The organism is Methylocystis sp. B8 (genome assembly GCF_005771425.1).
Classification (GTDB): domain Bacteria; phylum Pseudomonadota; class Alphaproteobacteria; order Rhizobiales; family Beijerinckiaceae; genus Methylocystis.
In genome coordinates, this window is sequence record NZ_VBTZ01000001.1 from 751,832 (window position 1) to 775,132 (window position 23,301).

Annotated in this window: 15 protein-coding genes; 5 read left to right on the forward strand and 10 right to left on the reverse strand. The window is 61.1% G+C overall.

Annotation, left to right across the window (positions count from 1 at the left end):
- The first annotated feature begins 110 nt into the window (after window positions 1–110).
- Window positions 111–1,985, forward strand: a complete 1,875-nt coding sequence (locus FEV16_RS03580; RefSeq protein WP_171015121.1) for a potassium transporter Kup — start codon at window positions 111–113, stop codon at window positions 1,983–1,985.
- A gap of 5 nt (window positions 1,986–1,990) precedes the next feature.
- Here FEV16_RS03580 and uvrC read toward each other — a convergent pair whose 3' ends face one another.
- Complete coding sequence (gene uvrC / locus FEV16_RS03585) at window positions 1,991–3,979, reverse strand: excinuclease ABC subunit UvrC (RefSeq protein WP_138166195.1); 1,989 nt, start codon at window positions 3,977–3,979, stop codon at window positions 1,991–1,993.
- A gap of 198 nt (window positions 3,980–4,177) precedes the next feature.
- Here uvrC and FEV16_RS03590 point away from each other — a divergent pair, with 198 nt between their 5' ends.
- Window positions 4,178–4,828 (forward strand): glutathione S-transferase family protein, encoded by a 651-nt coding sequence (locus FEV16_RS03590; RefSeq protein WP_138166196.1) that lies wholly within the window; start codon window positions 4,178–4,180, stop codon window positions 4,826–4,828.
- A gap of 137 nt (window positions 4,829–4,965) precedes the next feature.
- Here FEV16_RS03590 and ung read toward each other — a convergent pair whose 3' ends face one another.
- The 8 genes from ung to FEV16_RS03630 all read right to left on the reverse strand — a co-directional run bounded on the left by ung (window position 4,966) and on the right by FEV16_RS03630 (window position 14,775).
- Entirely contained in the window at window positions 4,966–5,634 is a 669-nt protein-coding gene (gene ung / locus FEV16_RS03595) for a uracil-DNA glycosylase (RefSeq protein WP_138166197.1), read from the reverse strand.
- Window positions 5,635–5,702: 68 nt separating this feature from the next.
- Window positions 5,703–7,022 (reverse strand): Tol-Pal system beta propeller repeat protein TolB, encoded by a 1,320-nt coding sequence (tolB, locus tag FEV16_RS03600; protein ID WP_138166198.1) that lies wholly within the window; start codon window positions 7,020–7,022, stop codon window positions 5,703–5,705.
- 43 nt (window positions 7,023–7,065) lie between these two features.
- Window positions 7,066–8,208 (reverse strand): cell envelope biogenesis protein TolA, encoded by a 1,143-nt coding sequence (locus tag FEV16_RS03605; RefSeq protein WP_138166199.1) that lies wholly within the window; start codon window positions 8,206–8,208, stop codon window positions 7,066–7,068.
- 11 nt (window positions 8,209–8,219) lie between these two features.
- Window positions 8,220–8,669 carry a biopolymer transporter ExbD gene (locus FEV16_RS03610; RefSeq protein ID WP_138166200.1) on the reverse strand — a complete coding sequence of 150 codons (450 nt, stop codon included), beginning with the start codon at window positions 8,667–8,669 and terminating at the stop codon, window positions 8,220–8,222.
- 9 nt (window positions 8,670–8,678) lie between these two features.
- A complete protein-coding gene (tolQ, locus tag FEV16_RS03615; protein WP_138166471.1) occupies window positions 8,679–9,422 on the reverse strand; it encodes a protein TolQ in 744 nt (247 codons plus the stop codon).
- A 209-nt stretch (window positions 9,423–9,631) separates the two neighbouring features.
- Window positions 9,632–10,723, reverse strand: coding sequence for a hypothetical protein (locus tag FEV16_RS03620; RefSeq protein WP_138166201.1), 1,092 nt, complete (start codon window positions 10,721–10,723; stop codon window positions 9,632–9,634).
- 474 nt (window positions 10,724–11,197) lie between these two features.
- Entirely contained in the window at window positions 11,198–12,166 is a 969-nt protein-coding gene (gene haoB, locus FEV16_RS03625; RefSeq protein WP_138166202.1) for a hydroxylamine oxidation protein HaoB, read from the reverse strand.
- A 218-nt stretch (window positions 12,167–12,384) separates the two neighbouring features.
- Window positions 12,385–14,775, reverse strand: a complete 2,391-nt coding sequence (locus FEV16_RS03630) for a TonB-dependent receptor plug domain-containing protein (RefSeq protein ID WP_138166203.1) — start codon at window positions 14,773–14,775, stop codon at window positions 12,385–12,387.
- Between the two features lie 719 nt (window positions 14,776–15,494).
- Here FEV16_RS03630 and FEV16_RS03640 point away from each other — a divergent pair.
- Both FEV16_RS03640 and FEV16_RS03645 read left to right on the forward strand, forming a co-directional pair.
- Window positions 15,495–16,634 (forward strand): helix-turn-helix transcriptional regulator, encoded by a 1,140-nt coding sequence (locus FEV16_RS03640; RefSeq protein WP_138166204.1) that lies wholly within the window; start codon window positions 15,495–15,497, stop codon window positions 16,632–16,634.
- Between the two features lie 113 nt (window positions 16,635–16,747).
- On the forward strand, window positions 16,748–17,212 hold the full coding sequence (locus FEV16_RS03645; protein ID WP_138166205.1) for an Hsp20 family protein: 465 nt from the start codon (window positions 16,748–16,750) through the stop codon (window positions 17,210–17,212).
- Window positions 17,213–17,269: 57 nt separating this feature from the next.
- Here FEV16_RS03645 and FEV16_RS03650 read toward each other — a convergent pair whose 3' ends face one another.
- Entirely contained in the window at window positions 17,270–18,121 is an 852-nt protein-coding gene (locus tag FEV16_RS03650) for a hypothetical protein (protein WP_138166206.1), read from the reverse strand.
- 457 nt (window positions 18,122–18,578) lie between these two features.
- Between FEV16_RS03650 and gltB the strand changes: the two genes are divergently transcribed.
- Complete coding sequence (gene gltB / locus FEV16_RS03655) at window positions 18,579–23,273, forward strand: glutamate synthase large subunit (RefSeq protein WP_138166207.1); 4,695 nt, start codon at window positions 18,579–18,581, stop codon at window positions 23,271–23,273.
- The last annotated feature ends 28 nt before the right edge of the window (window positions 23,274–23,301 follow it).

Here is a 23,301-nt window from a genome sequence, read left to right on the forward strand (position 1 = left end):
TTAAGCTTCGCATAGGCAAGATTTTTACCGGCCATTGAAAATATGCGCCTTTGCTAAGTGCTGGAGGCCGCGCATTGGGTCGATCGACCTCGTATGGATTGGGGGGCGTGATGCTTGATAAGGCGGCCGCGGAAAGCCAAAGGGCGCGTCTTGGCGCGCTGGCGCTCGGCGCCTTGGGCATCGTCTACGGCGATATCGGCACAAGCCCGCTTTATACGATTAAGACCGCGGTCGAATGGTCCGGCGGCGCCATGACGCCGGAAGAGGCGCTCGGCATGTTCTCGCTGATCGTCTGGACGCTCATCATCATCACGTCGATCAAATATGTCGCCGTCATTATGCGCGCCGACAACGAGGGCGAAGGAGGCATTCTCGCGCTGATATCGCTGCTTGGCGTCAAACACGGACGCCGTCCTTTCGTTATCGCCATCGGAATGCTCGGCGCCGCGCTGCTCTTTGGCGACGGCGCCATCACGCCAGCGATCTCTGTCCTAAGCGCGATCGAAGGATTGAAGACGCCGGCGCCTGCGATCACACCTTACGTCGCGCCAATCTCCGCCGTGGTTCTCATCTGTCTCTTCAGCTTTCAGTCGCAAGGCACGGCGCGCATCTCAAAGTTTTTCGGCCCCGTCATGACGTTGTGGTTTCTGGTCGTTGGCGCTTTGGGCCTCGTCGGCGTCGCTAGATATCCAGACGTGCTTTGGGGGCTCAATCCTGCCGTTGGCATGGGCTATCTCGCTACGCATGGGTTGGCTGGATTTCTGCTGCTTGGCGCCGTGTTCCTCTGCGCCACAGGCGCCGAGGCCCTATACGCGGACATGGGTCATTTCGGTCGCGGCCCAGTCCGGCTTGCTTGGTATGGCCTCGTCCTGCCGGCGCTGCTGCTTAATTACGCGGGTCAGACCGCGCTTCTTGTCGAAAGTCCGCCCTCGGCGTCCGCCAACCCATTCTTCGATCTTTGTCCTCCGGCGTTGCAACTGCCGCTTGTGGGTCTTGCGACAATCGCGACCGTGATCGCCAGCCAGTCAATCATAACCGGCGCCTTCTCGATGACGCGCCAGGCGATCCAACTAGGATTGCTGCCGCGCATCCATATCGTGCAGACCTCCGAGGAGAGCTACGGTCAAATCTACGTCGGCTTCGTCAATTGGGCGTTGATGGCGCTCACTTTGATCCTCACCGTTTCCTTCCGCTCGTCAGAACATCTTGCCGCAGCGTTCGGGATCGCCGTCTCTTTGACGATGTTGCTGACGAGCATTCTGATGTTCATCGCCATGCGAGAAGTCTGGCGCTGGAGCATGGTCGTCAGCTTGGCGTTGGCCGGCGTTTTCATTTTTGTCGACGGCTCCTTCGTCGCCGCCAACATGGTGAAATTCTTTGAGGGCGGCTGGATTCCGCTCGTCACCGCCGCCCTGTTGTATTTTCTGATGAGTTGCTGGGCGGAAGGCTATGCCGACATGCGCGCCGCTCTGGAGCGCGACACTCTCCCGCTATCGAGTTTTATTGCGCAGTTTCGTGGTAAGTCACGCGTCAAGGGCGCCGCGGTCTATATGTCTAGCCGCATCGACGTCGTTCCAGTGCCGCTGTTGCATAATCTCAAGCACAATAAGGTCCTGCATGAACGCGTCGTGCTCTTGCACGTGGAGACCGAGCAAGTCCCGCGCGTCGATCCTTCGCAACGCGTTGAGACAACGCCGCTTGAAGCCGACTTCTATGCGATCAATGTTCGCTACGGCTTTATGGAGCAGCCAGACGTCCCTCGCGCGCTGCTTCTTGAATCGCTTTCAGTCCCATTCCATTTCAATATGATGGAGACATCCTTCTTCGTCGGTCGACTAACGATCGTCCCGACTGGATTGTCGAAATGGCGAAAGTTCAAATTGCAAATATACCAGTTCCTGCACCGTAATGCGCTTCCAGCGACGGAGTTCTTTCAGATTCCGCCGGGACGCGTCGTTGAACTCGGCGGCCAGGTCGAGATTTAAGCGCGTCACTCGCGCTGGAAATGGTCATAGACGAGGCGCGCCGTCGCCTTGTTGACGCCGGGCACTTTCTCGAGGTCAGACAGCGCGGCTTTCGATACCGCCTTCGCCGAGCCGAACGCTAGAAGCAGCGCGCGCTTGCGGGCCGGACCGACGCCGGCGATCTCATCGAGCGGATTCTTGGTGAATTCTTTCTTGCGCCGCGCGCGATGCGTCCCGATCGCGAAGCGATGCGCCTCGTCGCGCAGCCGCTGGACGAAATAGAGCGCCGGATCATGGGGCGGCAGGCGAAACGGCTCTCGCCCTTCGATGAAGAATGTCTCGCGACCGGCGTTGCGATCCGCGCCCTTGGCGATCGAAGCGACGACGACGCCTTCGACTTCAAGGCTGCGTAACACCTCCCGCGCCACATCGAATTGGCCGCGTCCGCCGTCGATCAGGATGAGGTCGGGCCGTGACGGAAAGGCGTCGCACTCTTGATCCCTCTCGCCCTCCTTGGCGAGCCGCGCGAACCTGCGGGTCAGCACTTCGCGCATCATGCCGAAGTCGTCGCCCGGCGTGATATCGGCACTCCTGATGTTGAAGGTACGGTAGTGGGCCTTCATAAACCCTGCGGGGCCGGCGACGATCATCGCGCCGATCGCCTGCGCGCCGCCGATATGGGAATTGTCGTAAACTTCGATGCGCCGCGGCGCTGAGGCTAAACTGAAGGCCTGACCGAGCGCTGCGAGCAGACGCTGCTGGCTTGCATCCTCCGCGAGCTTGCGGCCGAGCGCTTGCCGCGCATTGTGAAGCGCATGATCCACGAGCTCGCGTTTCTCTCCCCGTTGCGGCGCGAGCACTTCGACGCGGAGGCCGAGTCGGGCGGTGAGCGCCTCTTCAAGCAGCGCGCTGTCTTCAATTGGATGCGAGAGAAAGACGCAGCGCGCCGAAGGATGCTCCTGATAAAACTGCGCGAGAAAGGCGTCGAGGACTTCTGACTCCGACAACGTGGCATCGGCGCGCGGGAAGTAGGAACGATTGCCCCAGTTCTGATAGGCGCGAAAGAAGAACGCCTCAATGCAGAATCGTCCGGCTTCCTTTGCGATGGCGAAGACGTCGGCTTCCTCGACGCTGCGCGGATTGATCCCTTGCGCGCCCTGAACAGCGGAGAGCGCCGAGATTCGATCGCGCAACCGAGCCGCCCGCTCGAACTCCAGTCGCTCGGAGGCCTCCGTCATTTCGCGCGCCAACTGCTCGCGCACGGCGCGGCTTTTGCCGGAGAGAAAATCCCGGGCCTCGCGCACGAGCTCGGCATAATCCTCCATCGAGATTTCGCCGGTGCAGGGGCCAGAGCAGCGCTTGATCTGGTAGAGCAGGCAAGGACGCGTGCGATTGTCGAAAAAGCTTTGCGAGCAAGACCGCAGGAGAAAGGCGCGCTCCAGCGCGTTCAACGCGCGATTGACCGCCCAGACGCTCGCGAAGGGCCCGAAATAATCGCCCTTGCGCCCGCGCGCGCCCCGGTGCTTCAAAATCTGCGGCGCTTCATGATCCCTTGCGATCAGAATGTAAGGAAAGGATTTGTCGTCGCGCATCAGCACGTTGAAGCGCGGCTTCAACTGCTTGATGAGATTCGCTTCCAACAATAGCGCGTCGGTTTCGGTCTCAACCGAAATGAAGACCATTGAGGCTGTCGCTGAGATCATCCGCGCGATGCGGTTCACGTGACCTGCGAGGCGGGTGTAACTCGCGACGCGCTTGCGAACGTTTCTCGCTTTGCCGACGTAAAGCACCTCGCCGTTTTCGGCGATCATGCGATAGACGCCGGGACCATTCGGCGCGTGACGCCAATGCTTCTTGATGACGTCGACGCCGCGCTTGACGCTCTCGGGAGTCTGGGGCGCCTCGGCCGCCTCCTCGCACGGCTCGGCCTCGGACTCCGGGGAGTTCTCGGCCTCGTCGAAGGCCCCGTCTTCCTCGGGCGGAAGATCGCGCGGATTAGCGGGCTTGTCGGTCATTCACCTAGATTTATTCGCCGCCGTCGGCGATGGAAAGTGTCGTAGAAGACGACCCCACGTATCAAAAGAGGTGTGTAGAACCTTGATCCTCCCGAGGGTCCGGCGGATCGCCTGCTTGCGCTGGCCGGATTGTCCGGCCAACGTCCGGCAAAGCTTGGGCTGTGAGAACAAACGGGGCGTCGACCGAACAGGGAGCCAATGAACGACAATAGCTTGATCTTTTATCACGCGCCGCGCACGAGAGCCTCGGCCGTGCTGACTCTGCTCGAGGAACTCGACGTTCCCTACGAGCTGCGCGTATTGAATTTCCAGCTCGGCGAACAACGCCAGCCGGAATATCTCACAGTCAATCCGCTCGGCAAAGTGCCGGCGATCGTGCATAACGGCGCGCTGGTCACTGAGCTCGGCGCGATTTTCATCTATCTTGCCGACGCCTTTCCGCAGAAAGGCCTCGCGCCGGCCATCGGCGATTCCCTGCGCGGACCTTATCTGCGCTGGCTCGTGTTCTACGGGTCGGCGTTCGAGCCTGCAGTCACGGATCGATCTATGAACCGCGAGCCGGCGCCTGCAAGCAGAAGTCCCTATGGCGATTTCGACGGAGTCATGGCGTTGATCAACGCGCAATTGGCGAAAGGCCCTTATCTCTTCGGCGAGCGCTTCACCGCCGCCGATATTCTATGGGGAACGGCGCTGCGTTGGACGGTCGGTTTCGGACTCGTGCCGGAAACCGAGCAAATCTCAGCCTATGTCGAGCGCATCACAACACGGCCTTGCTTCGCGCGCGTCGCCCAGACCGATGAAGAGCTGCTCAAAATTCACGAAGCGGCGGCGAAAGCGAATGGCGGCTGATTCGTTCGCTTGGCGGCATGTCATTCTCGGCAGGCCGAAGGCCTGACCGGGAATCCAGAGCAGATGCAAGAATACCGACATTTTTCTGGATTCCCGATCGCTTCGCTACCGCGAAGCGTCGGGAATGACATTACGCCTCACCACTCGATCGGCGTTTGGCCGTGGGCGGCGAGATAGTTGTTCGCCTTGGAGAAATGCTTGCAGCCGAAAAAGCCGTTGTGGGCCGAAAGCGGCGATGGATGCGCGCATTCGAGCACGAGATGTCTGCGCCGATCGATTCCTGCGCCCTTGCGCCGGGCGTAAGAGCCCCACAGCATGAAGACGACGCATTCGCGTTCGCGCGACAACGCGTGAATGGCGGCGTCGGTGAATTGCTCCCAGCCCTTGTTCTGATGCGAGCCGGCGGCGTTCTCGCGTACGGTCAGCGTGGCGTTGAGAAGCAGCACGCCCTGTCGCGCCCAGCGCGAAAGATCGGGATCGCGCGAGATAGGATGTCCGAGATCGGCTTCAATTTCCTTGAAGATGTTTTGTAGCGAGGGCGGCGGCGGCGTGCTGGCGCCGACGGCGAAGCAAAGACCGCAGGCCTGTCCGGCGCCGTGATAGGGGTCTTGTCCGAGGATGACGACTTTCACGCCGTCGAACGGACATTCATCGAAAGCGCGAAAAATCTGCGACGCCGGCGGATAGATTCGACGGGCCGCATATTCGCCGCGGACAAATTCCCGCAGCTCGCCGAAATAGGGCTGTTCGAATTCGCGCGCGAGATGTTTGCGCCAGCTTTCGTCTATGCGAACGGGTTTGGTCATACTGATGGCTGGCGCGCATGGCGTCGAAGAGATTCGCCCAGCAGTCTAGTCAAAAAAAGCGCCGAGCCTCAATCCTGCAGAGGGCCCCAAGCGGGATCGCTTGCGAAGCTCGGCGTCGGCACTTGAGTCTCCGAGCGTCCGAAAACGTCGACCATGTAGATTCTAGGTCCGCCGCCGCCGCTAGAGTCGCGAAAGAACATCAGGAAGAGACCGTTCGGCGCCCAGGTCGGGCCTTCATTGTGGAAGCCTTCGGTGAGAATGCGTTCGCCCGAGCCGTCGGTCTTCATCACGCCGATGGCGAAATTGCCGGCGTTCTGCTTGGTGAAGGCGATATAGTCGCCTTTGGGCGACCAGACCGGCGTCGAATAGCGTCCGCCGCCGAAGGAGATGCGCTTCGCCTCGCCGCCATGCGCGCCCATCACGTAAATCTGCTGCGAGCCGCCGCGATCGCTCTCAAAGACGATGCGCGAGCCGTCGGGAGCGTAAGAGGGCGCGGTGTCGATGGCGCCGGTGTCGGTCAGACGCGTCGTCGCTCGCGAGCGCAGATCCATTGTGTAAAGATTGGTCGTGGAGCCCTGCGACAGCGACATGATGATCTTCTGTCCGTCGGGCGAGAATCGCGGCGAGAAGGTCATGCCCGGGAAATTGCCGACGACTTCGCGCTGGCTGTTTTCAATATTCATCAACAGCACTTTGGGATCGCCGTCGGCGCCGAAGGACATGTAGGTGACGTCGAGCGAGTTCGGCGAGAATCGCGGCGTGACGACGAGCTCGTCGCCGCGCGTCAGATAGCGCACATTGGCGCCGTCCTGATCCATCATGGCGAGGCGCTTGCGTCGGTGGTCCTTGGAGCCCGTTTCATCGACGAAGACGACGCGCGTGTCGAAAAATCCCTTTTCGCCGGTGATGCGGGTGAACACGGCGTCTGAGAGGAGATGCGCGACGCGCCGCATATTGGCGGCGTCGGTTACATATTGTTGACCGGCGACCTGCTCGCCCGTCGTCACGTCGAAAAGTCGGAACTCAGTTTTCAGCCGTCCGTCGCCAGCGCGTTGCGAACGGCCCGTCAGGACAAACTGCGCGTTCACCGCCTTGAAGGCGGCGAGGTAGGGGGCGGCGTCCGGCGGCGCGGCGTTCGCCGGCAGTGCCCCTGGCTCGATCGGATTGAGGAACACCGAGCGCTTGAAATTATTGAGCGTGACCGATGTCACGGTGCGCGCGGCGTCATCGCCGACAAAGGGCGCGACGGCGATATTGATCGGCTGAAAGCCGCCGCCCTTGAGATCGATGATGCGTCCGGCGCGCGCCGATGACGCCGGAAAGAGCGGAGCGAAAGCTGCGCTAGCGATAAGGCCGGCGGCTGCGCGGCGGGTGAATTGAGCAGTCATGCGAGGGGTCTCTCAAGCGATGAGGAGCAGATCAGGCGTCTCACTAATTCGCATCCTGGAAGCGGATCGTGACTTCGTGCAGCGCCTCTTCGTAGTAGGGCATGAACTCGGGCGGAATGCGCATCGGGCTGCAACGGCGCACCGCCTGCACCGCCTGTTCGCCGCGAGCGTGCTCGGTCGCGCTCGCCGAGGCGTTCAGCAGTTTCGGACGGCCTTCGAGTTCGCCTTCGCGCGAAAGATGGAACTCGACGATCGGCGTATAGGTCTGCGCGCCGAGTGACAGGCCCGACGCCCAGCACGGATAATAGTGATCGTGGATGTAGGCGGCGATGCGCGCCTCCATCGAAGCCGACATTTTGGCCGCCGTTCCGGTCGGCGCGCCAAGCGCCGCGGTTTGCGGGGCTACGCCGGTCGCGGCCCTGCGCTGCGGCGTTTCGCGGCTCAACAATTTCTCGATGCTTGCAGCGTCGAATTTCGTTTTCGGCGCGCTCTCGTCGCCCGACTTCGGCTTTGACTCCTTAACCGCCTTTTCGGCCAGTTCGCCGATCGATTTTTCGCGCTCGGGTTTTTCTTGTTGCTTCTTGCTTTCGAGGAGCTTCGCCACCTCGTCGATCTTCAGCCGCTCCTTGGGTTTTTCCTGGGTCGCGGCTTCCTTTGCCGTAGTGTCGGGCTTGGGGCGGCTGGGCGGCTTGGGCTTTATGACCTCAGCTTCGTCCGGCTCTGGCTCTTTTTTCTCCGGTTCCGGCGCCGCAGCTTTTGGCTTTGCAGCCGGTTTCGGCTCCGGTTTTTCTTCGGACTTCGGCGGCGGCTCCGGCTTTGGCGGGAGAGCATCGGCGCGCTTTGCCGGGGCAGGCGCCGCCTCATCAGCGCTCGGCTCCGGCAGCGGACGCGCGCTTGGGGGCGGCGTGGCGATATCCTTCTTCGCTTCCGCGAGCGGAGGCTCGGGCTTCGTCTCTGTTTCGGGAGCGACCTTGTCGACGCGCGGCGTCGGCTTGATCTCGCGGGCGGTCTTCTCGCCCTTCATGATTTGCGTCAGGTCGCTATCGCTGACGACCTCAACGGGAAACATCTCGACCGCATCGTCGAATTTCTTGGCGTCGGAAAAGAAGACGAGCGCGGCCAGGAGCAATCCGGCATGGATTGCCGAGGAGAGTGGAAAGCCAGGCTCGGAGCGTGAAATTTTCATTTCCGCTCAGCTCACTTTTTCTCCTGCTCCGTCACCAGAGCGACTTTCTTATAGCCGGCGGTGGTGACAAGCGACATCACCTCGGCGACGCGGCCGTAATTCACCGCCTTGGAGCCCCGGACATAGATGCGTTCGTCGAATCCCTGCTTGGCCGCTTCCTTCAGCCTGTCGAGCAACTGCGTCGTCTCGACCGGCTGATCCATCAGGAACACCTGTCCCTTCTCGTCGATGGCGATCGACACCGGCTTCTGGTCGATATTGAGCGCGCCGGCTTTTGTTTGCGGCAGATCGACGGCGACGCCGGTGGCGAGCAGCGGCGCCGCCACCATGAAGATGATGAGCAGCACCAACATGACGTCGATGAATGGCGTCATATTGATTTCGGCCATGGCGCCGTAGCGCGGCACGCCGCGCCGTCGCCTGCCGCCTTTGCGTCCTGGGGCCGAGAGGGAAGCGCCCATGCCCGCTCCTTACGCCGCGCGGTCGCGGTTCGAGGAAGCCGCGTGCTGGTCGATCTGACGCGACAGGATCGCTGAGAACTCGTCGGCGAAGCTTTCCATCCGCGCCTGCGCCCTGGCGACGTCGCCCTGCATCTTGTTGTAGGCGATGAGCGCGGGAATGGCGGCGAAGAGACCGATCCCGGTGGCGAGCAGCGCTTCGGCGATGCCGGGCGCGACCACGGCGAGCGAAGTGTTCTTCGAGGCCGCGATCGAGCGGAACGAGGTCATAATGCCCCAAACCGTGCCGAACAGGCCGACGAACGGACCGGCCGACGCTACCGTCGCGAGCACGAGCAGATTGGATTCAAGCTTCTCCACTTCGCGGGCGATCGAGACGTCGAGCACTTTCTCGATGCGCGCCTGCAGGCCCATGAAAGAGGCGCTGGCCCCCGACTGGAAGGAACGCTTCCATTCTCGCATGGCCGCCACGAAGAGCGTCGCCGTGCCGGTCTGTGGCCGCTCAGAAAGCTTGCCGTAAAGCTCCTCGAGCGAATTGCCCGACCAGAAATTTTCCTCGAAACGGTCCATGGCGCGGCGCATGCGCGCAAAGAGCAGCGTCTTGTCGATGATGATCGCCCAGCACCAGACCGATGCGGCGAGCAATCCGAGCATGACGGCTTTGACGACGATATGCGCGCCCCAGAACATGGTCCAGATCGTGATGTCGGCGGCGGGAGCGGCGAGCGGACTCGCGGCGATCTCGGCTGGATTCATGATTTGTCCTTGAGTCGGCAGGCGCTCTGCGGCGGCTTTGGCTGCGACGCCCGGTCTATCGCCCACAATTTCGCCATTTGTTGGGCTGCGGTGCGCCGCACAACAAACCATAGTGAGGGCCGGTTAACAAGCCGTAAGGGTTAAAGGAAGGTGGCCCGCCTCGGCGAGATTCGGCTGGATTAGCGGTTTCCACCGGATAATTGGATATTCTACCGTGGGATGCTCCGTAGAATCGTACCGAAAACGTCGAGCATCATCTGTTGCTCTTGCTGCTGCTGAAACGCCCGCTGCTGTATGTTCTGCCGTTCTGATTTCAACTGCTCGATGGCAAGCTGCGCTCCAGCGTGACCTAGGCGAGCCGCGCGACCAAGCAAAGCGTACTTGGCTCCTTCAGGATTTCTCACCGGCAAGTATCCTCGCTCGATAAGCTCCGCGAGCGTGACCATCGAGTCTGGATCTTCAGCCTCTACACCCCCTTTCAGCACAGCAATTGCCGAGCGCATATCTCTCCTACGTAAAAGAATATTGGCGAGATTGTCGTAGGCAGCGGCATAACGTTCTCGTATTAGTTGGCGGTAGATTGGAATCGCTTTATCGGGCGCATTGACCTCGAGCGCGCGCGCATATTGATATCGGTATCGCAATTCGTTGGGGTACGCTTCAACCGCAACGCCGCAGACCTCGAGCGCTTCGCGAGCGTGACCCTTTAGCTCTTCGTACCGGACGCCGATGGCTTCGCTCGATTTGCGGGTGTCTGTCGGATTCGCGGCGAGTTGATCGCACATTGCTCCTGCTTGCGCTTCCCGTTGGGTGCGCTGTGCGGACGCTTCTTTCTGGTTCTGAACCTTCTGTTGCTCGCCTTGAGCGTTGGCTTCATCTTCTTGCCGCGGGTGATCCTGAATTTCACGGGCGTCCGTTTCCGCCTTCTTAAGACGCCAAAGTCTAATCACGGAAGCATCAACGCGTTTGAGCTCGTCACCCGCCTTTGGGTGGAACCCTGGATTGTCGAAAAACTCATATTGGCCGTCAGAGTCCCGCCAATACCAAATCTTAGCTTCTCCGGTGACCGGATCGAAAAAATCTATAGTTTCCGGGTCGACTTTGTTCGGAGGGCGCAAGCTTGAATTGCCCCCAATATCATTCTGACGATTTTTATCGTCGCCTCCAGCAAATCCATCATCAAGTGGTTTAGCTGCATAAGGCTGGTTCTTTGTTGTAGTGTTTTCAGTGTGGGGTTTAGTTGAATGAGGAATGCCGAAGTAAGAGATAGCAACGAATATAACGACAAAATAGCAAGCCATCGTATAGAGGAACTGAATGAAACGATTCCCATAGCGCCTTCCGCTAGCGTAAACTTGCCCATGACTGGGGGAACATATACTCCCACCACATTATTCCTGCGCCGGGCGCGAAAAAAGCCACCAAATTAGTCCTCTCTTGGGCTTATCTGTTTGCTCGTATTGCTCTGGGTACAATTTTTTCCTTGTCATCAAACACTCCGCAGCTAAGCGCAATGGAGTGCCTCCGGCTTTTCTCCGGATGGCAGTGAGAATTCAACGCTTTGGGCAGACCACCGAGGACTACGAGCTTAATTCACGCGAAGTGGGTCTGCAAATAATAAGGTTCTGCTGAAATGTCGTTCAAAACTTCTGGGTTCACTTCCGTGGAAGCGCGGGCTGAAAGGCTCGCGGCGCGAAGCTCGCTTCGACGCAGTGAATGTGCATACTATCGCGTGAGTGGCGCGGTGCCCGGCCAACGCGGTTTTACAAACTTGTTCAATCATTGAGCCGATAAATCCACCAGCCCTTGTGCTGATAGACGAGCGAAAGCCGCGTCGGCGGCGAGGGCAGGGAGGTGGAGAAGGGCAGCAGCCGCGCGATCAGCCTGTCGCCATCGCTCTTGCGCTGGAAATAATGCAGGCGAGTCGCGCCGCCCATCGGCTCCACGGCGAAGCCGCCCTCGATCTTCTCGTCGCGCAGCCATTGTTGCGCGGATTTGATCAGGCCGTGCGAAACGCCGGAGGAGGGGAAATCCTTATAGGCGATGAAGAGCTTTTGAGGCTGCGCAGCGGCGAGTTTCCAGACGTCGGAGATGCGCACCGCGAGATAGCCGGGCTTGTTATCGGCGAGCTTCTTTAAAGATTCAACCGCGCGCGTTTCGTCCGGGTCGACCAGCGCGTCCATGAAGCGCGTGAAGACTTCCGTAAACGAAGCAGGGACGCCAGCGCCCCAGCGCGCGCGTTCGGACCCCGCCGCAGCCGACCATGTGGCGGGCAGCAGAAGTCCGCGCGCCTGCGCGTCGTCGATCGGCGCAGCGCGGCGCGCAACGAGCCGGATCGCCCGCGACAAGTCCCACCAGGCGAGAACGACCGCGTCTTGCGGCGTATGTTCGCGGATCGCCCCGAGCACCTTCGTCGCATCTTCTGCGGAAGCATCAGAGAAGAGGATCGGCTCCGTGACCTGATTGCGCCAGACGAGCGGCGTCAATCGGCCCGAGTCGTCGCGCGCGACGACGCCGGTCGCAAGAGGACGACGCTCGTCCTTTGCAGACACTTCGATCTTCTGAAGTTGGTCGGCGCCAAGCCCGAAAGCCTCGACATCCTTCGCAGCTTCCGTCGAGATCGGCGCGAGCCGCGTTTCAAACGGAACGGTTGGATTGAGCCCGGCGTAAATCGCCCAGCCAAGCAGGGCGAAGCCGAAGATGATGAGCGAGACGCCGGCGACGAGCCGAATGCGGGGATTCATGCGTTCCTAGTATCAGAGTTGTAAGCGTCCCGCGAAAGTCGCTGATGCTGGAACGCCGAGCGCGCGTGCGCGCCGATGATCTCGGGACGCGCCAACGCTGCCGCTGCGAACGGAGAGCCCGTGATAACGCAAACTCGTTGCATCAAGCGTGGGGGAAAGACAGCATGAGAGAAGGGAGGCGGCCCAACGCCGCCTCTCTTCAGGATGTCGCGTACTGGTTAGAACTTCACGGTCAGGCCGGCGTAAAAGTTGCGGCCCATGCCGGGCACCTGGCGAACGCTCGCAAGTCCCGCATTGCGCCCGAAAAGGACAGCGTTGTACGAATAGTTCGACAGGTCGAATCCGCCAAGCGGTAGAGAGTAGAGCGCGTTCGTGAGGTTGTCGACGCCGAGGTCGATTCTCATGTTGCTCCACTCATAGGCCGCGCGCAGATTGAGCAGCGCGTAAGCGGGCGTCGTGAACTCGCCCTTGTTCGCCGAGACGTGGTCCTTTGGCGCGACAAGCTGCGTTTCGGCGGCCATGCTCAATCCGCCGATCTGATGCTCGAGCGCAATGCGCGCATTGGCCGGCATCAGGTTCCATAGGCCGTCGCCCTTCTTGATTAAGAAGGACGCGACGGAACAGAAGCCGTTGCCGGGCAGACAGAACTGTGGATTGCCGATGTCGAGATTGCGTCCATAGACAAAACTGACGACGCCGACCGCCTGGAGCCTCCCGTATTCCGGCGACTCATGCAGCTTCACTCTGCCCGTGCCGTCAACTCCGTAGAGCTCCGCCTTGAAATTGCGGAACTGCAGGATCTGGAAAATATAGGCGTTCGCCACGGGGAATGAATTGAAGGTCCCGCCGGTTCTGGCCCCGTCGATGAAATTCTCGACATAGGTATAGAAGGGCGAAATTCGCGCCTCCCAATTATTGGCGCCCGACATGTCGCGCCAGGCGGCGGTGAGCGCGACATTGTGGGCGACTTCCGGTTTCAGATTGAGGTTGCCGGTATAGCCGTTGCCGTCGCCGAACCAGTTGAACATCGCTGTAAAGGGACTGAACACCGGCCAAGTGTAGCGCTCATAGAGGTTGGGCGAGCGCGTCTTTCGTGAGTAGCCGAATTCGTAAAGGTTGCCGGGGTCAGGTTCGTAACGCGCCAGAGCCGTCATGTCGAAGTTGACATCGGTCCGGGCGCGGTTTTGTGCGTTGAACAGATTGACCGCGACGACGTTTGGATTGGCGAATGCGAAAGGCGTGTAGCTGCGGCCGGGACCGGTATCTATCCAAACAACGTCATTGCGCACGCCAATGAGGCTCGACCATTGCGGAGTCCAGCGACGCTCCCACTCCGCATAGGTTCCCACGCGATTGCGCTGGCCGCCGTTGATGTTGATCTGAGCGAATGGCCGCGTCATTGCGGTTACAGGAGGGAAGCCGGTGAGATCGGATGGCCAGTAGTCCTGCAGCCGAAAGCCGTGGAACTCATTGCCGATGCGGAAGAGATCCTGCTCACTATAAGGAATTTCGGTCTTGACCGAGTAGCCGAAATCACGCCCAAGCGCGATCATGGGGTGGTTTAAATAGAAGCGGTCTTCCAGGAATCCCATTTTATGGAAGACCTGATGCCAATAGGCGCGCGCCTCGACTATGCCCCAGGAATAGGCGCCTTTGTAGTTCGCATCCAGCGTATAGGAGCGATTCCGAATCATATCCATCCGCTGGTTCGGAAAGCCCTGATAGGGGATGTTTTGATAGGCGCCGCGGAACGTGAAGAGGTGTCCCTCGTTCTGGTAGCCGAGCGTGGCGGCGTGGTTCTCGGAGATGAAGCTCGTGGAGAGAACTTTGTCGCCATTGCCGCCGGCGTGATAGTCGGTCGCCCGCTGCCACGAGCCGTTGTAGAGAAGACTCCAATGGTCATTGGCCATGTTGACGTTCGCGGAAACGCTGACGCCGTTGTTGTTGCCGCGGAAAAACGCTGAAACCGATCCTGTCGCCAGCACCTCGCCGTTGGGGCCAAAGCGCAGCGTCCCAGGAACTGGGAGAGGCAGGTAGGGAACGGGACCGTAGGGGCTCGCCGCGACGATAGGCGAAACCGGCGCGCCGGCCGGAACGATAGCCGGGGGAAGTGGGCTTGCAAACACCGGCGATATCGGGGTGACCAGGATCGATCCGCCGATCGAATCGCCGCCTTTGCTCACCGGCGAAACAGCGGTGACGACCTCAACCCGTCCGATCGTGTTGGGGTCGGTGTAGCTCAAGGGCGAATTCATGTGATTGGCGCAAGTGGCCGTCGTTTGAACGCCGCCAACCACAATTTTCAGGCGATCGTCGGCGAGGCCGCGGATCGCGGGAAGACCCGAAACGCCGCCGCCGGTCTGAACGCTGACGCCGGGCTGGCGTTCGAGAAGCTTCGCCGTATCAGACACGTCCGGTTTCTGCTCGACGATCTCCTGTTGCGGAACCACGGCGGCGTCGCCCGCCTGTTCCAAAGGCGCGGTCGCTGGCGCGGCGCGCTGCGCGCCGACGACGATTTGGGGAAGAGAGACTTGCGCATTCGCGGTTGCGAGGGACGCGAGAATCAGCGCGCAGGCGCTCGCGCCGCGCAATGGTGTGATAGGGGGCATAGAAGTAGATCTCCTGACCCGCAGGCGCGGGTTGAAACAGTGCGGGTTCTTGTTTCGTCAGGAGAGCATTGGAGGCGCGCGCGAGCGCATTTCGCCGGGACGGCGCCGTTCGCGAGGTTCGAAAACCCACGCGTCGATATAAACGAGCGCAATCGGCGATGATTGGACGCGGGAAAGCGGCGGTTTTTCGGAAATGAGCGGCGGGGTCGCAATCTGGCAGGCCCCGCAATGGGAGTGCCATCCGAGCGCCGACGCGCGGCTCGGAGCCGTTTCGTCTGAGAGCGAGTGGCTTGCTACACAGAGCTCCTGCGTCGCCGCTAAAGCTGCATGCGGCGCGACATAAGCCTGAATCAAGGCCGACAGGACGAAGACCGTCACGGCAAAAAAGGCGCGAAGCCGATTCTTCCTTGCGTCTTTGCGTGCTGTCTTTATTGCCGCCAAAGTTGATATCCCACCATAGATAATCTTTGGCGTAACTTAACCTCTTACGCTTTTGACCCTTTCCCCCCGATCGGGAGGGAGACAGGAAGCTATCGCGTAAATTCTTGTCCTTGTTGCAGTTGCGCAACACAGAGGCTAAGGTGCGATGAATTGGCGCCTTCGAATTTTTTCAGATTCTTCTGGGGCTCCAGGGCAGTTCGACGTTTCGCCGCGCGGCAAGCGCCATCGCAAAGACCGGCTTTGCGAAGGTGTGGCGGGAGGTCGCACCGGGTGAACACATGACGACTACGAACGATGGAAATGCGCGCCTCGTCACGGCCATTCGAGCTGCGGGCGCCGACTCTCAAAACTGGCCTCACGCGCTCGATGAAATGGCGCATGCCTTGGATGCGCGCTTTGCGGCGCTGCTTTTTGAAGACCGTGTTTCGGCGCTCTTGGAGCTCAAGCATTCGACCCACGCCGAGAAAGCATGGATCGTCGAATATTTTCGCAACCATCGCAAACTCGATCCGGTCAAGGTGCGCGTTCTGGAGGACATTGGCGTCGGTCGGGCGTTCTCCTCGGAAGACTTCGTCTCGCGTGACGAGCTTCATCAAAGCGGCGCTTATCAACGCTGGATGGCGCCCTTCGGACTTGCCGATGTGATCGGCGGCGTCATTCATCGTTCCGAGACAGGCGTTTGCATATTCGTCGCCTTTCGCGACGAGCGCGCAGGCCTTGCGAATGCCGAAGCGAAGGCGCGTCTAGACGCGCTTTTGCCGCAACTCGCCAGCGTGATCGCGCGGGACGCGCCGGCTTCCGACACATCCGCGCTTGTCGAATTGTTCGACGATCTGGCGTCGCCCGTCCTCGTCGTCGACAGCAGATTGCGCATCGTGCAAAGGAATCGCAGCGCCGACGACCTTCTCGGCGAGGGCGACGCGCTCGCGATCTGCGGCGAAACGCTGACCCTTCGCGACGCTCGCGCGAAGGAGGCTTTGGAGCGCGCGCTCGCTCGTGCCGGCGACGCCGATGCGGAAGCCTTTGCGATCATGATCAAACGCGGAGAGTCACGCTGCTGCGTGATGCATGTGCTCCCGCTGTCGAACGGGCTGTCGGCGCTGTTCTTGCGTCGGCTGGCGCTCAGTGCAGGCGAGGGCGGAGAGGCCGCCGCAGGCCTCTTCGGCCTCACAGCGCGCGAGAGTTCGGTGCTGCTCGCCATCGCCGAAGTCGGCGGGGTTCCGGCTACTGCTCGGGCGCTTGGCCTGAGCGAGGGAACGGTCAAGGGCTATCTGAAAAGCATTTTTCAAAAAACCGGCGCGACGCGACAAGCGGATCTGGTCAAGCTCGTGCTTGCCCTCGAGTCGCCGTTCCGAACGCTTGAGCGCCTTTCGCCGCCCCCCGAGACTTTCCGCCGCGGCGCGTCGGCGGCCTCTTGAACGACGCTTGAGCGGTTCTTAGATCGTTGCCAGCGCGGGCCGTAACGGACGCGCGAAGAGGCGCGGCGCAGTCACGCAAGCGCGCCGCATGTCGCTCACATGGAGGATATGTTATGCGTCAGTTCGATCTCTCTCCGCTGTACCGTCAGACCGTCGGGTTCGACCGTCTGTTCAATCTGCTTGATCAGGGCGGCGGTTTCGAGACTTCCCAAAGCTACCCGCCTTATAACATCGAGCGCACCGGCGAAAACGCCTATCGCGTGACGCTTGCGGTTGCGGGCTTCTCGCGCGACGAATTGTCCGTCGAGACTAAAGAAAACACGCTGTCTATCAAGGGCTCGAAAGAGTCGGCGCAGCCCGCAGAAGGCCGCGAAGTCCTGCATCAGGGCATTGCCGCGCGGGCCTTTGAGCGTCGCTTCCAGCTTGCCGACCATGTCGTCGTAACTGGCGCGAGCCTCGTCAATGGCTTGCTGCACGTCGACCTCGTGCGCGAGATCCCGGAGGCGCAGAAGGCCCGCCGCATCGACATCGGCGTCAGCGCGCCGTCGGCGACGATCGTCGAGTCGAAGGCCGCGTAACGGCGAAAAGTCTGAACTGGAACAAGAGAGGCGCCCGTTTGGGCGCCTCTCTTGTTGTTAGCCGCCGTCGGGCTTCGCAACGGCGTCGTCGGGCGTTTTTGTCGCCGCCGAACCAGACGGCGTGGGCGCTGGCGGCGACGCGGAAGCGGCGGGAGCCGCCGTCGTCGCGCCGGTCGAGCCAGGCGGCGGCACGATTGCCCTTCGTGACGAGCCCCCGGCTGCGCGGCTAACGGACGTCGAAGCGGCATGCGCTGGCGCCGCGGCGGCCTGCGCGGGAGGCGCGACCGCCTGCGAAGCGTTAGAAGACGCAGCGGCTTTCTGAGCCGCTCGTGTGCGCTGCTGGATCTGACGATTAGGCGCATTGTCGAGCCCCGCGCCGCCCGGCGCCGCTCCTTGACTGCGATCGGGCTTAAGGGAGCTTTCATTGTCAAAACCGCGCCCGGCCGGTCCGGGATTCATGGGACCGGCCCCTCCAACAGCAGGAGGCTGCGCGTAGGGGCCGCCGCCGGGCGGACCGTAAGGATCGCCGCCCGCCGGGCCGTAGTCGCCGCCGTCGCGCGGGCCGCGATCGTACATTGGCGGTCCCAGCCTAACCGCCCGCAGGATGCGGCCCTCATAGGGATCGACGATGAAGCGCATTTCGCCATCGCGGCGATTGACGCCGGTCGCGACGATCTGGTCGGCCCGATGGCCGAGCGGACCGACCAGTCGAAAGCCCGCCCGACCAAGGATGGAAGCGATGGCGGGACGGGAGGCGAAGGCCGGCGGTCCCTCGTCGGGAGTCCGGTAGCTGTAACTATAAGCGAAGGGCCGGAAGAAAAATTGGGCTGAGGCGCGCTCTGGAGCCGCGGCGCTCATGGCCAGAGCCAAGGCCAACGGCAGACCCGCTTTCCAATCGAATGACCGCATCAATTATTTCCTTGTCCAAGCCCTCTCGGCCACGCGGGAAGCTCTGACAACATTGCGGCGGCCGTAGGACTGCCGAGGCGCCCAAAGCTCAAGCGGTTCTTGTCACTTCAGCGTAAATCTGGCACTAGAATTCTCCCGCAGATATGTCAGCTATGCTGACCTTAATGCGGCGCTCGCTTTTGGAAGCCTCTGTTTCATTTAAGTGGGACTGCGTCCGGTAGGGCGCCGCAACCAACGGGAATGAGAGGCTCGCAAGGCGGCGCGTCCCTTGCCTTGCGTTCGATCGTAGGTCGAGGACGCGAGGGATTCGCAACCGCCATTTGCGGAACCTGCGTTTACGGCGAAAGACGACGATCGGCGCCGTGACGATTTCGGTCACGCCGATGACAATTTTATGGTTCGATGAACATGCAGGAGCGCGTGAAGAGGCGCGCGATCCTGTCGAGGAGACGCCGAGATGACGAAAGCCGCCGAGCATTTCGCTGAAGCCGGAGCGCAGCCGCTCGGCCGCGATCCTGCTCTTCCGCCGGCGCAAGGGCTTTATGATCCCGCCAAGGAGCATGACTCCTGCGGCGTCGGCTTCGTCGCCAATATGCGTAATGAGAAGTCGCATGCGATCGTCGAAATGGGATTGCGCATCCTGCTCAATCTCGATCATCGCGGCGCCGTTGGCGCCGATCCCAAGCTCGGCGACGGCTGCGGCATTCTCGTTCAAATTCCGCATGAGTTTTTCAAGGCCGAATGCGCGAAGCTCGGCATCGAACTTCCGGCCGCCGGCGACTACGCCATCGGCCAGTTTTTCCTGCCGCGTGATCCCGAAACGCGTGTGCGCGCGCGCGGCATCATCGAAAAATCGGTCGAAGAAGAAGGGCTCGTCGTCCTCGGCTGGCGCGATCTTCCCGTCGATTCAAGCGATCTCGGCGAGGCTGTGAAAGCCGTCGAGCCACACCACGCGCAGATCTTTATCGGTAAAGGAACGGACGTCGCCGACGCAGACATTTTCGAGCGGCGCATCTATCTCGCGCGCAAGGCGGCGTCGAACGAGATTTACAAACTCGGCAATGGCGGACGCGAATTTTACGCCGTCTCCGTCTCTTCGCGCACCATTGTCTATAAGGGGATGGTGCTCGTCTCGCAGCTCGGCGAATATTTTCTCGATCTCAAGGACGAGCGTTTCATCTCAGCGCTGGCGCTCGTGCATCAGCGCTTTGCGACGAACACATTCCCGTCGTGGCGGCTTGCGCATCCTTATCGCTTCGTCGCGCATAACGGCGAAATCAATACGTTGCGCGGCAATTTGAACTGGATGGCGGCGCGCCAGGCGTCGGTGTCATCGCCGCTGTTTGGCGAGGAGATCACCAAGCTGTGGCCGATTTCCTATGAAGGCCAGTCCGACACTGCCTGTTTCGACAATGCGCTCGAATTCCTCGTGCGCGGCGGCTATTCGCTTGCCCATGCGGTGATGATGCTCATTCCGGAAGCTTGGGCCGGCAATCCATTGATGGACGCCGATCGCAAGGCTTTCTACGAGCATCATGCGGCGCTCATGGAGCCGTGGGACGGTCCCGCCGCTATGGCCTTCACCGACGGCCTCCAGATCGGCGCGACGCTCGATCGCAATGGGCTTCGGCCTGCGCGCTATCTCGTCACCGACGATGGTCTCGTCGTCATGGCGTCAGAAATGGGCGTGTTGCCGATCCCCGAAGAGAAGATCGTTACGAAGTGGCGTCTCCAGCCCGGCAAGATGCTGCTTGTCGATCTGGAGCAGGGACGCATCATCTCCGACGACGAGATCAAGAAGGAGCTGTCGAACTCTCACCCTTACAAGGAGTGGCTGGCGCGCACGCAAATCCAGCTTGAAGATTTGAAGCCTGTCGACACGCGTCCTGCGCGTTGGGACGTGTCGATGCTCGATCGTCAGCAAGCCTTCGGCTACACGCAGGAAGACCTCGACCTGCTGCTTTTCCCAATGGCCGTCACTGGCCAGGAGGCGGTCGGCTCGATGGGCACCGACACGCCCGTGTCTCCGCTCTCCGACAAGGAGAAGCTGCTCTACACCTATTTCAAGCAGAACTTCGCGCAGGTGACCAATCCGCCGATCGATCCGATCCGCGAAGAACTGGTCATGAGCCTCGTGTCCTTCATCGGTCCGCGGCCCAACATCCTCGACCACGAAGGCTCGGCGAACAAGAAGCGCCTCGAAGTGCGCCAGCCGATCTTGACGAGCGAAGACCTCGAAAAGATCCGCTGGATCGGCACCATCGAGGACAGTTTCGACACCAAGACGATCGACGTCACCTATGACGCCGCAAAGGGCGCCGAGGGCATGCGCGCGGCGATCAAGCGGCTGTGCGAACGCGCCGAAGAAGCGGTCAGCGGCCGCTATAACATCATCATCCTCTCGGATCGTATGGTCGGGCCAGACCGCATTCCGATTCCCGCGCTGCTCGCGACAGCCGCCGTGCATCATCATTTGATCCGCAGAGGTTTGCGCACGTCAGTCGGCCTCGTCGTCGAGACGGGCGAGGCGCGCGAGGTGCATCACTTCTGCTGCCTTGCGGGCTACGGCGCAGAAGCAATCAATCCTTATCTCGCCTTTGAAACGCTCATCGCTTCTGCGGCGGAGTTTCCTTCCGACGTCGACGGACCGACGGCCGTCAAGCGCTACATCAAGGCGATCGACAAGGGGCTGTTGAAGGTGATGTCCAAGATGGGCATCTCCACCTATCAGTCCTATTGCGGCGCGCAGATCTTTGACGCCGTCGGGCTCGCGCAAAGCTTCGTCGATGAATTCTTCACCGGCACAACGACGCGCATCGAAGGCGTCGGGCTTGAAGAGATCGCGCGCGAGACCGTGCGTCGCCATCGTCTCGCCTTCAGCGACGCGCCGGTCTACAAGGAGGCGCTTGACGTCGGCGGCGATTATGCGTTCCGTATCAGAGGCGAGGCGCATAGCTGGACGCCGCAGACCGTGTCGCTCTTGCAGCACGCCGTGCGCGGAAACGCACAGGATAAATATCGCGCCTTCGCCAAGCTCCTGAACGAGCAGGACGAGAAGCTTCTCAATCTGCGCGGCCTTTTCCGCATCAAGGGCGCAGATGAAGACGGCCGTAAGCCGGTCCCGCTCGATGAGGTCGAGCCCGCAAGCGAGATCGTCAAACGCTTCTCAACCGGCGCGATGTCGTTTGGCTCGATCTCGCGCGAGGCGCATACGACGCTCGCCATTGCCATGAATCGCATCGGCGGCAGATCGAATACAGGCGAAGGCGGCGAAGAGCCTGACCGCTTCAAGCCGTTGCCAAATGGCGATTCAATGCGCAGCGCCATCAAGCAGGTGGCGTCAGGGCGCTTCGGCGTCACGACGGAATATCTCGTCAACGCCGATATGATGCAGATCAAGATGGCGCAGGGCGCGAAGCCGGGCGAAGGCGGGCAACTGCCAGGCGACAAGGTCGACGCGGTCATCGCCAAGGTGCGCCACTCGACTCCAGGCGTCGGCCTGATCTCGCCGCCGCCGCACCATGACATCTATTCGATCGAGGATTTGGCGCAGCTGATCTTTGATCTCAAGAACGCCAATCCGCGCGCCGCCGTGTCGGTGAAGCTCGTCTCGGAAGTCGGCGTCGGCACTGTCGCCGCGGGCGTCTCCAAGGGGCGCGCCGATCACGTGACGATCTCCGGTTTCGAGGGCGGCACTGGCGCATCGCCGCTCACCTCAATCAAGCATGCCGGTTCGCCCTGGGAGATCGGTCTCGCCGAAACGCATCAGACGCTGGTGTTGAACAATCTGCGTTCGCGCATCGCCGTGCAGGTCGATGGCGGCTTGCGCACGGGGCGCGACGTCGTGATCGGGGCACTGCTCGGCGCGGATGAATTCGGCTTCGCGACGGCGCCGCTCATTGCAGCGGGTTGCATCATGATGCGCAAGTGTCACCTCAACACTTGTCCCGTTGGCGTGGCGACTCAGGATCCTGTTCTGCGCAAGCGTTTCGTCGGCTTGCCGGAACATGTGATCAACTATTTCTTCTTCGTCGCGGAAGAAGCGCGCGAACTCATGGCTTCAATGGGCTATCGCAGCTTCGACGAGATGATCGGGCAGATGCAGATGCTCGACAAGGAGAAGGCGATTGCGCATTGGAAGGCGCGTGGTCTCGACTTCTCCAAGCTGTTCTTCAAGCCGCAAGGAGAGGGCGTCGCTATCCGGCACAGCGCGGCGCAGGATCACGGACTGGATAAGGTCCTCGACAACAAGCTCGTCGCCGAAGCGCGCGTCGCGCTCGACCGCGGCGCGAAAGTTTCAATTGAAACGCTGATCCGTAACGTCGATCGCGCCACCGGCGCGATGCTTTCCGGCGAAGTCGCTCGCATCTATGGCCATGCGGGATTGCCGGAGGATACGATCGACATTCGCGCGACCGGCACCGCGGGCCAGAGCTTTGGCGCCTTTCTCGCGCGCGGCGTGACGCTGCGCCTCGAAGGCGAAGCCAACGACTATGTCGGCAAGGGCCTCTCGGGCGGAAAGCTCATCGTCTATCCCTCGCGGAACGCCAAGCAGATCGATCCGACGAACTCGATCATTGTCGGCAATACGGTGCTTTACGGCGCGATTGCCGGCGAGTGCTATTTTCGAGGGTTCGCCGGCGAACGTTTCGCCGTGCGCAACTCAGGAGCAATCGCCGTTGTCGAAGGCGTCGGCGATCACGGCTGCGAATATATGACGGGCGGCGTCGTGGTGGTGCTAGGTCAGACCGGCCGCAACTTCGCTGCCGGCATGTCGGGCGGCATCGCCTATGTCTTGGACGAGGATGACGCCTTCTCCACGCGCTGCAATCTCGCGATGGTCGATCTCGAGCCGGTGCGCGCCGAGGAGGCCGTTATGACCGAGACTTATCACCAGTCGGGGGACCTCGAAGGCCATGGGCGTGTCGACGTGATGAGCGACATGACGCGGTTTGACGCCGAGCGTTTACGCCAGCTAATCGCAAATCACCTACGTTACACCGGTTCGACGCGGGCGCGCGAAATCCTGGAGGACTGGCCAAACTACATGGGCAAGTTTCGTAAGGTGATGCCGGTCGAGTATCGGCGTGCGCTCAATGAGCTTAACGCGCGCAGGAAGCAGCCTGAGCAACTGAAGGCCGCGGGTGAGTGAGCTTGGCGAAGGCGGCGCCGCAAGCGCC

Coding starts and splice junctions, on each gene's coding strand:
- tolB (WP_138166198.1), bottom strand. CDS start 7,022: ATGACTGCTCAATTCACCCGCCGCGCAGCCGCCGGCCTTATCGCTAGC.
- gltB (WP_138166207.1), top strand. CDS start 18,579: ATGACGAAAGCCGCCGAGCATTTCGCTGAAGCCGGAGCGCAGCCGCTC.
- FEV16_RS03645 (WP_138166205.1), top strand. CDS start 16,748: ATGCGTCAGTTCGATCTCTCTCCGCTGTACCGTCAGACCGTCGGGTTC.
- FEV16_RS03620 (WP_138166201.1), bottom strand. CDS start 10,723: ATGGCTTGCTATTTTGTCGTTATATTCGTTGCTATCTCTTACTTCGGC.
- tolQ (WP_138166471.1), bottom strand. CDS start 9,422: ATGAATCCAGCCGAGATCGCCGCGAGTCCGCTCGCCGCTCCCGCCGCC.
- FEV16_RS03590 (WP_138166196.1), top strand. CDS start 4,178: ATGAACGACAATAGCTTGATCTTTTATCACGCGCCGCGCACGAGAGCC.
- FEV16_RS03630 (WP_138166203.1), bottom strand. CDS start 14,775: ATGCCCCCTATCACACCATTGCGCGGCGCGAGCGCCTGCGCGCTGATT.
- FEV16_RS03640 (WP_138166204.1), top strand. CDS start 15,495: ATGACGACTACGAACGATGGAAATGCGCGCCTCGTCACGGCCATTCGA.
- ung (WP_138166197.1), bottom strand. CDS start 5,634: ATGACCAAACCCGTTCGCATAGACGAAAGCTGGCGCAAACATCTCGCG.
- uvrC (WP_138166195.1), bottom strand. CDS start 3,979: ATGACCGACAAGCCCGCTAATCCGCGCGATCTTCCGCCCGAGGAAGAC.
- haoB (WP_138166202.1), bottom strand. CDS start 12,166: ATGAATCCCCGCATTCGGCTCGTCGCCGGCGTCTCGCTCATCATCTTC.
- FEV16_RS03605 (WP_138166199.1), bottom strand. CDS start 8,208: ATGAAAATTTCACGCTCCGAGCCTGGCTTTCCACTCTCCTCGGCAATC.
- FEV16_RS03650 (WP_138166206.1), bottom strand. CDS start 18,121: ATGCGGTCATTCGATTGGAAAGCGGGTCTGCCGTTGGCCTTGGCTCTG.
- FEV16_RS03610 (WP_138166200.1), bottom strand. CDS start 8,669: ATGGGCGCTTCCCTCTCGGCCCCAGGACGCAAAGGCGGCAGGCGACGG.
- FEV16_RS03580 (WP_171015121.1), top strand. CDS start 111: ATGCTTGATAAGGCGGCCGCGGAAAGCCAAAGGGCGCGTCTTGGCGCG.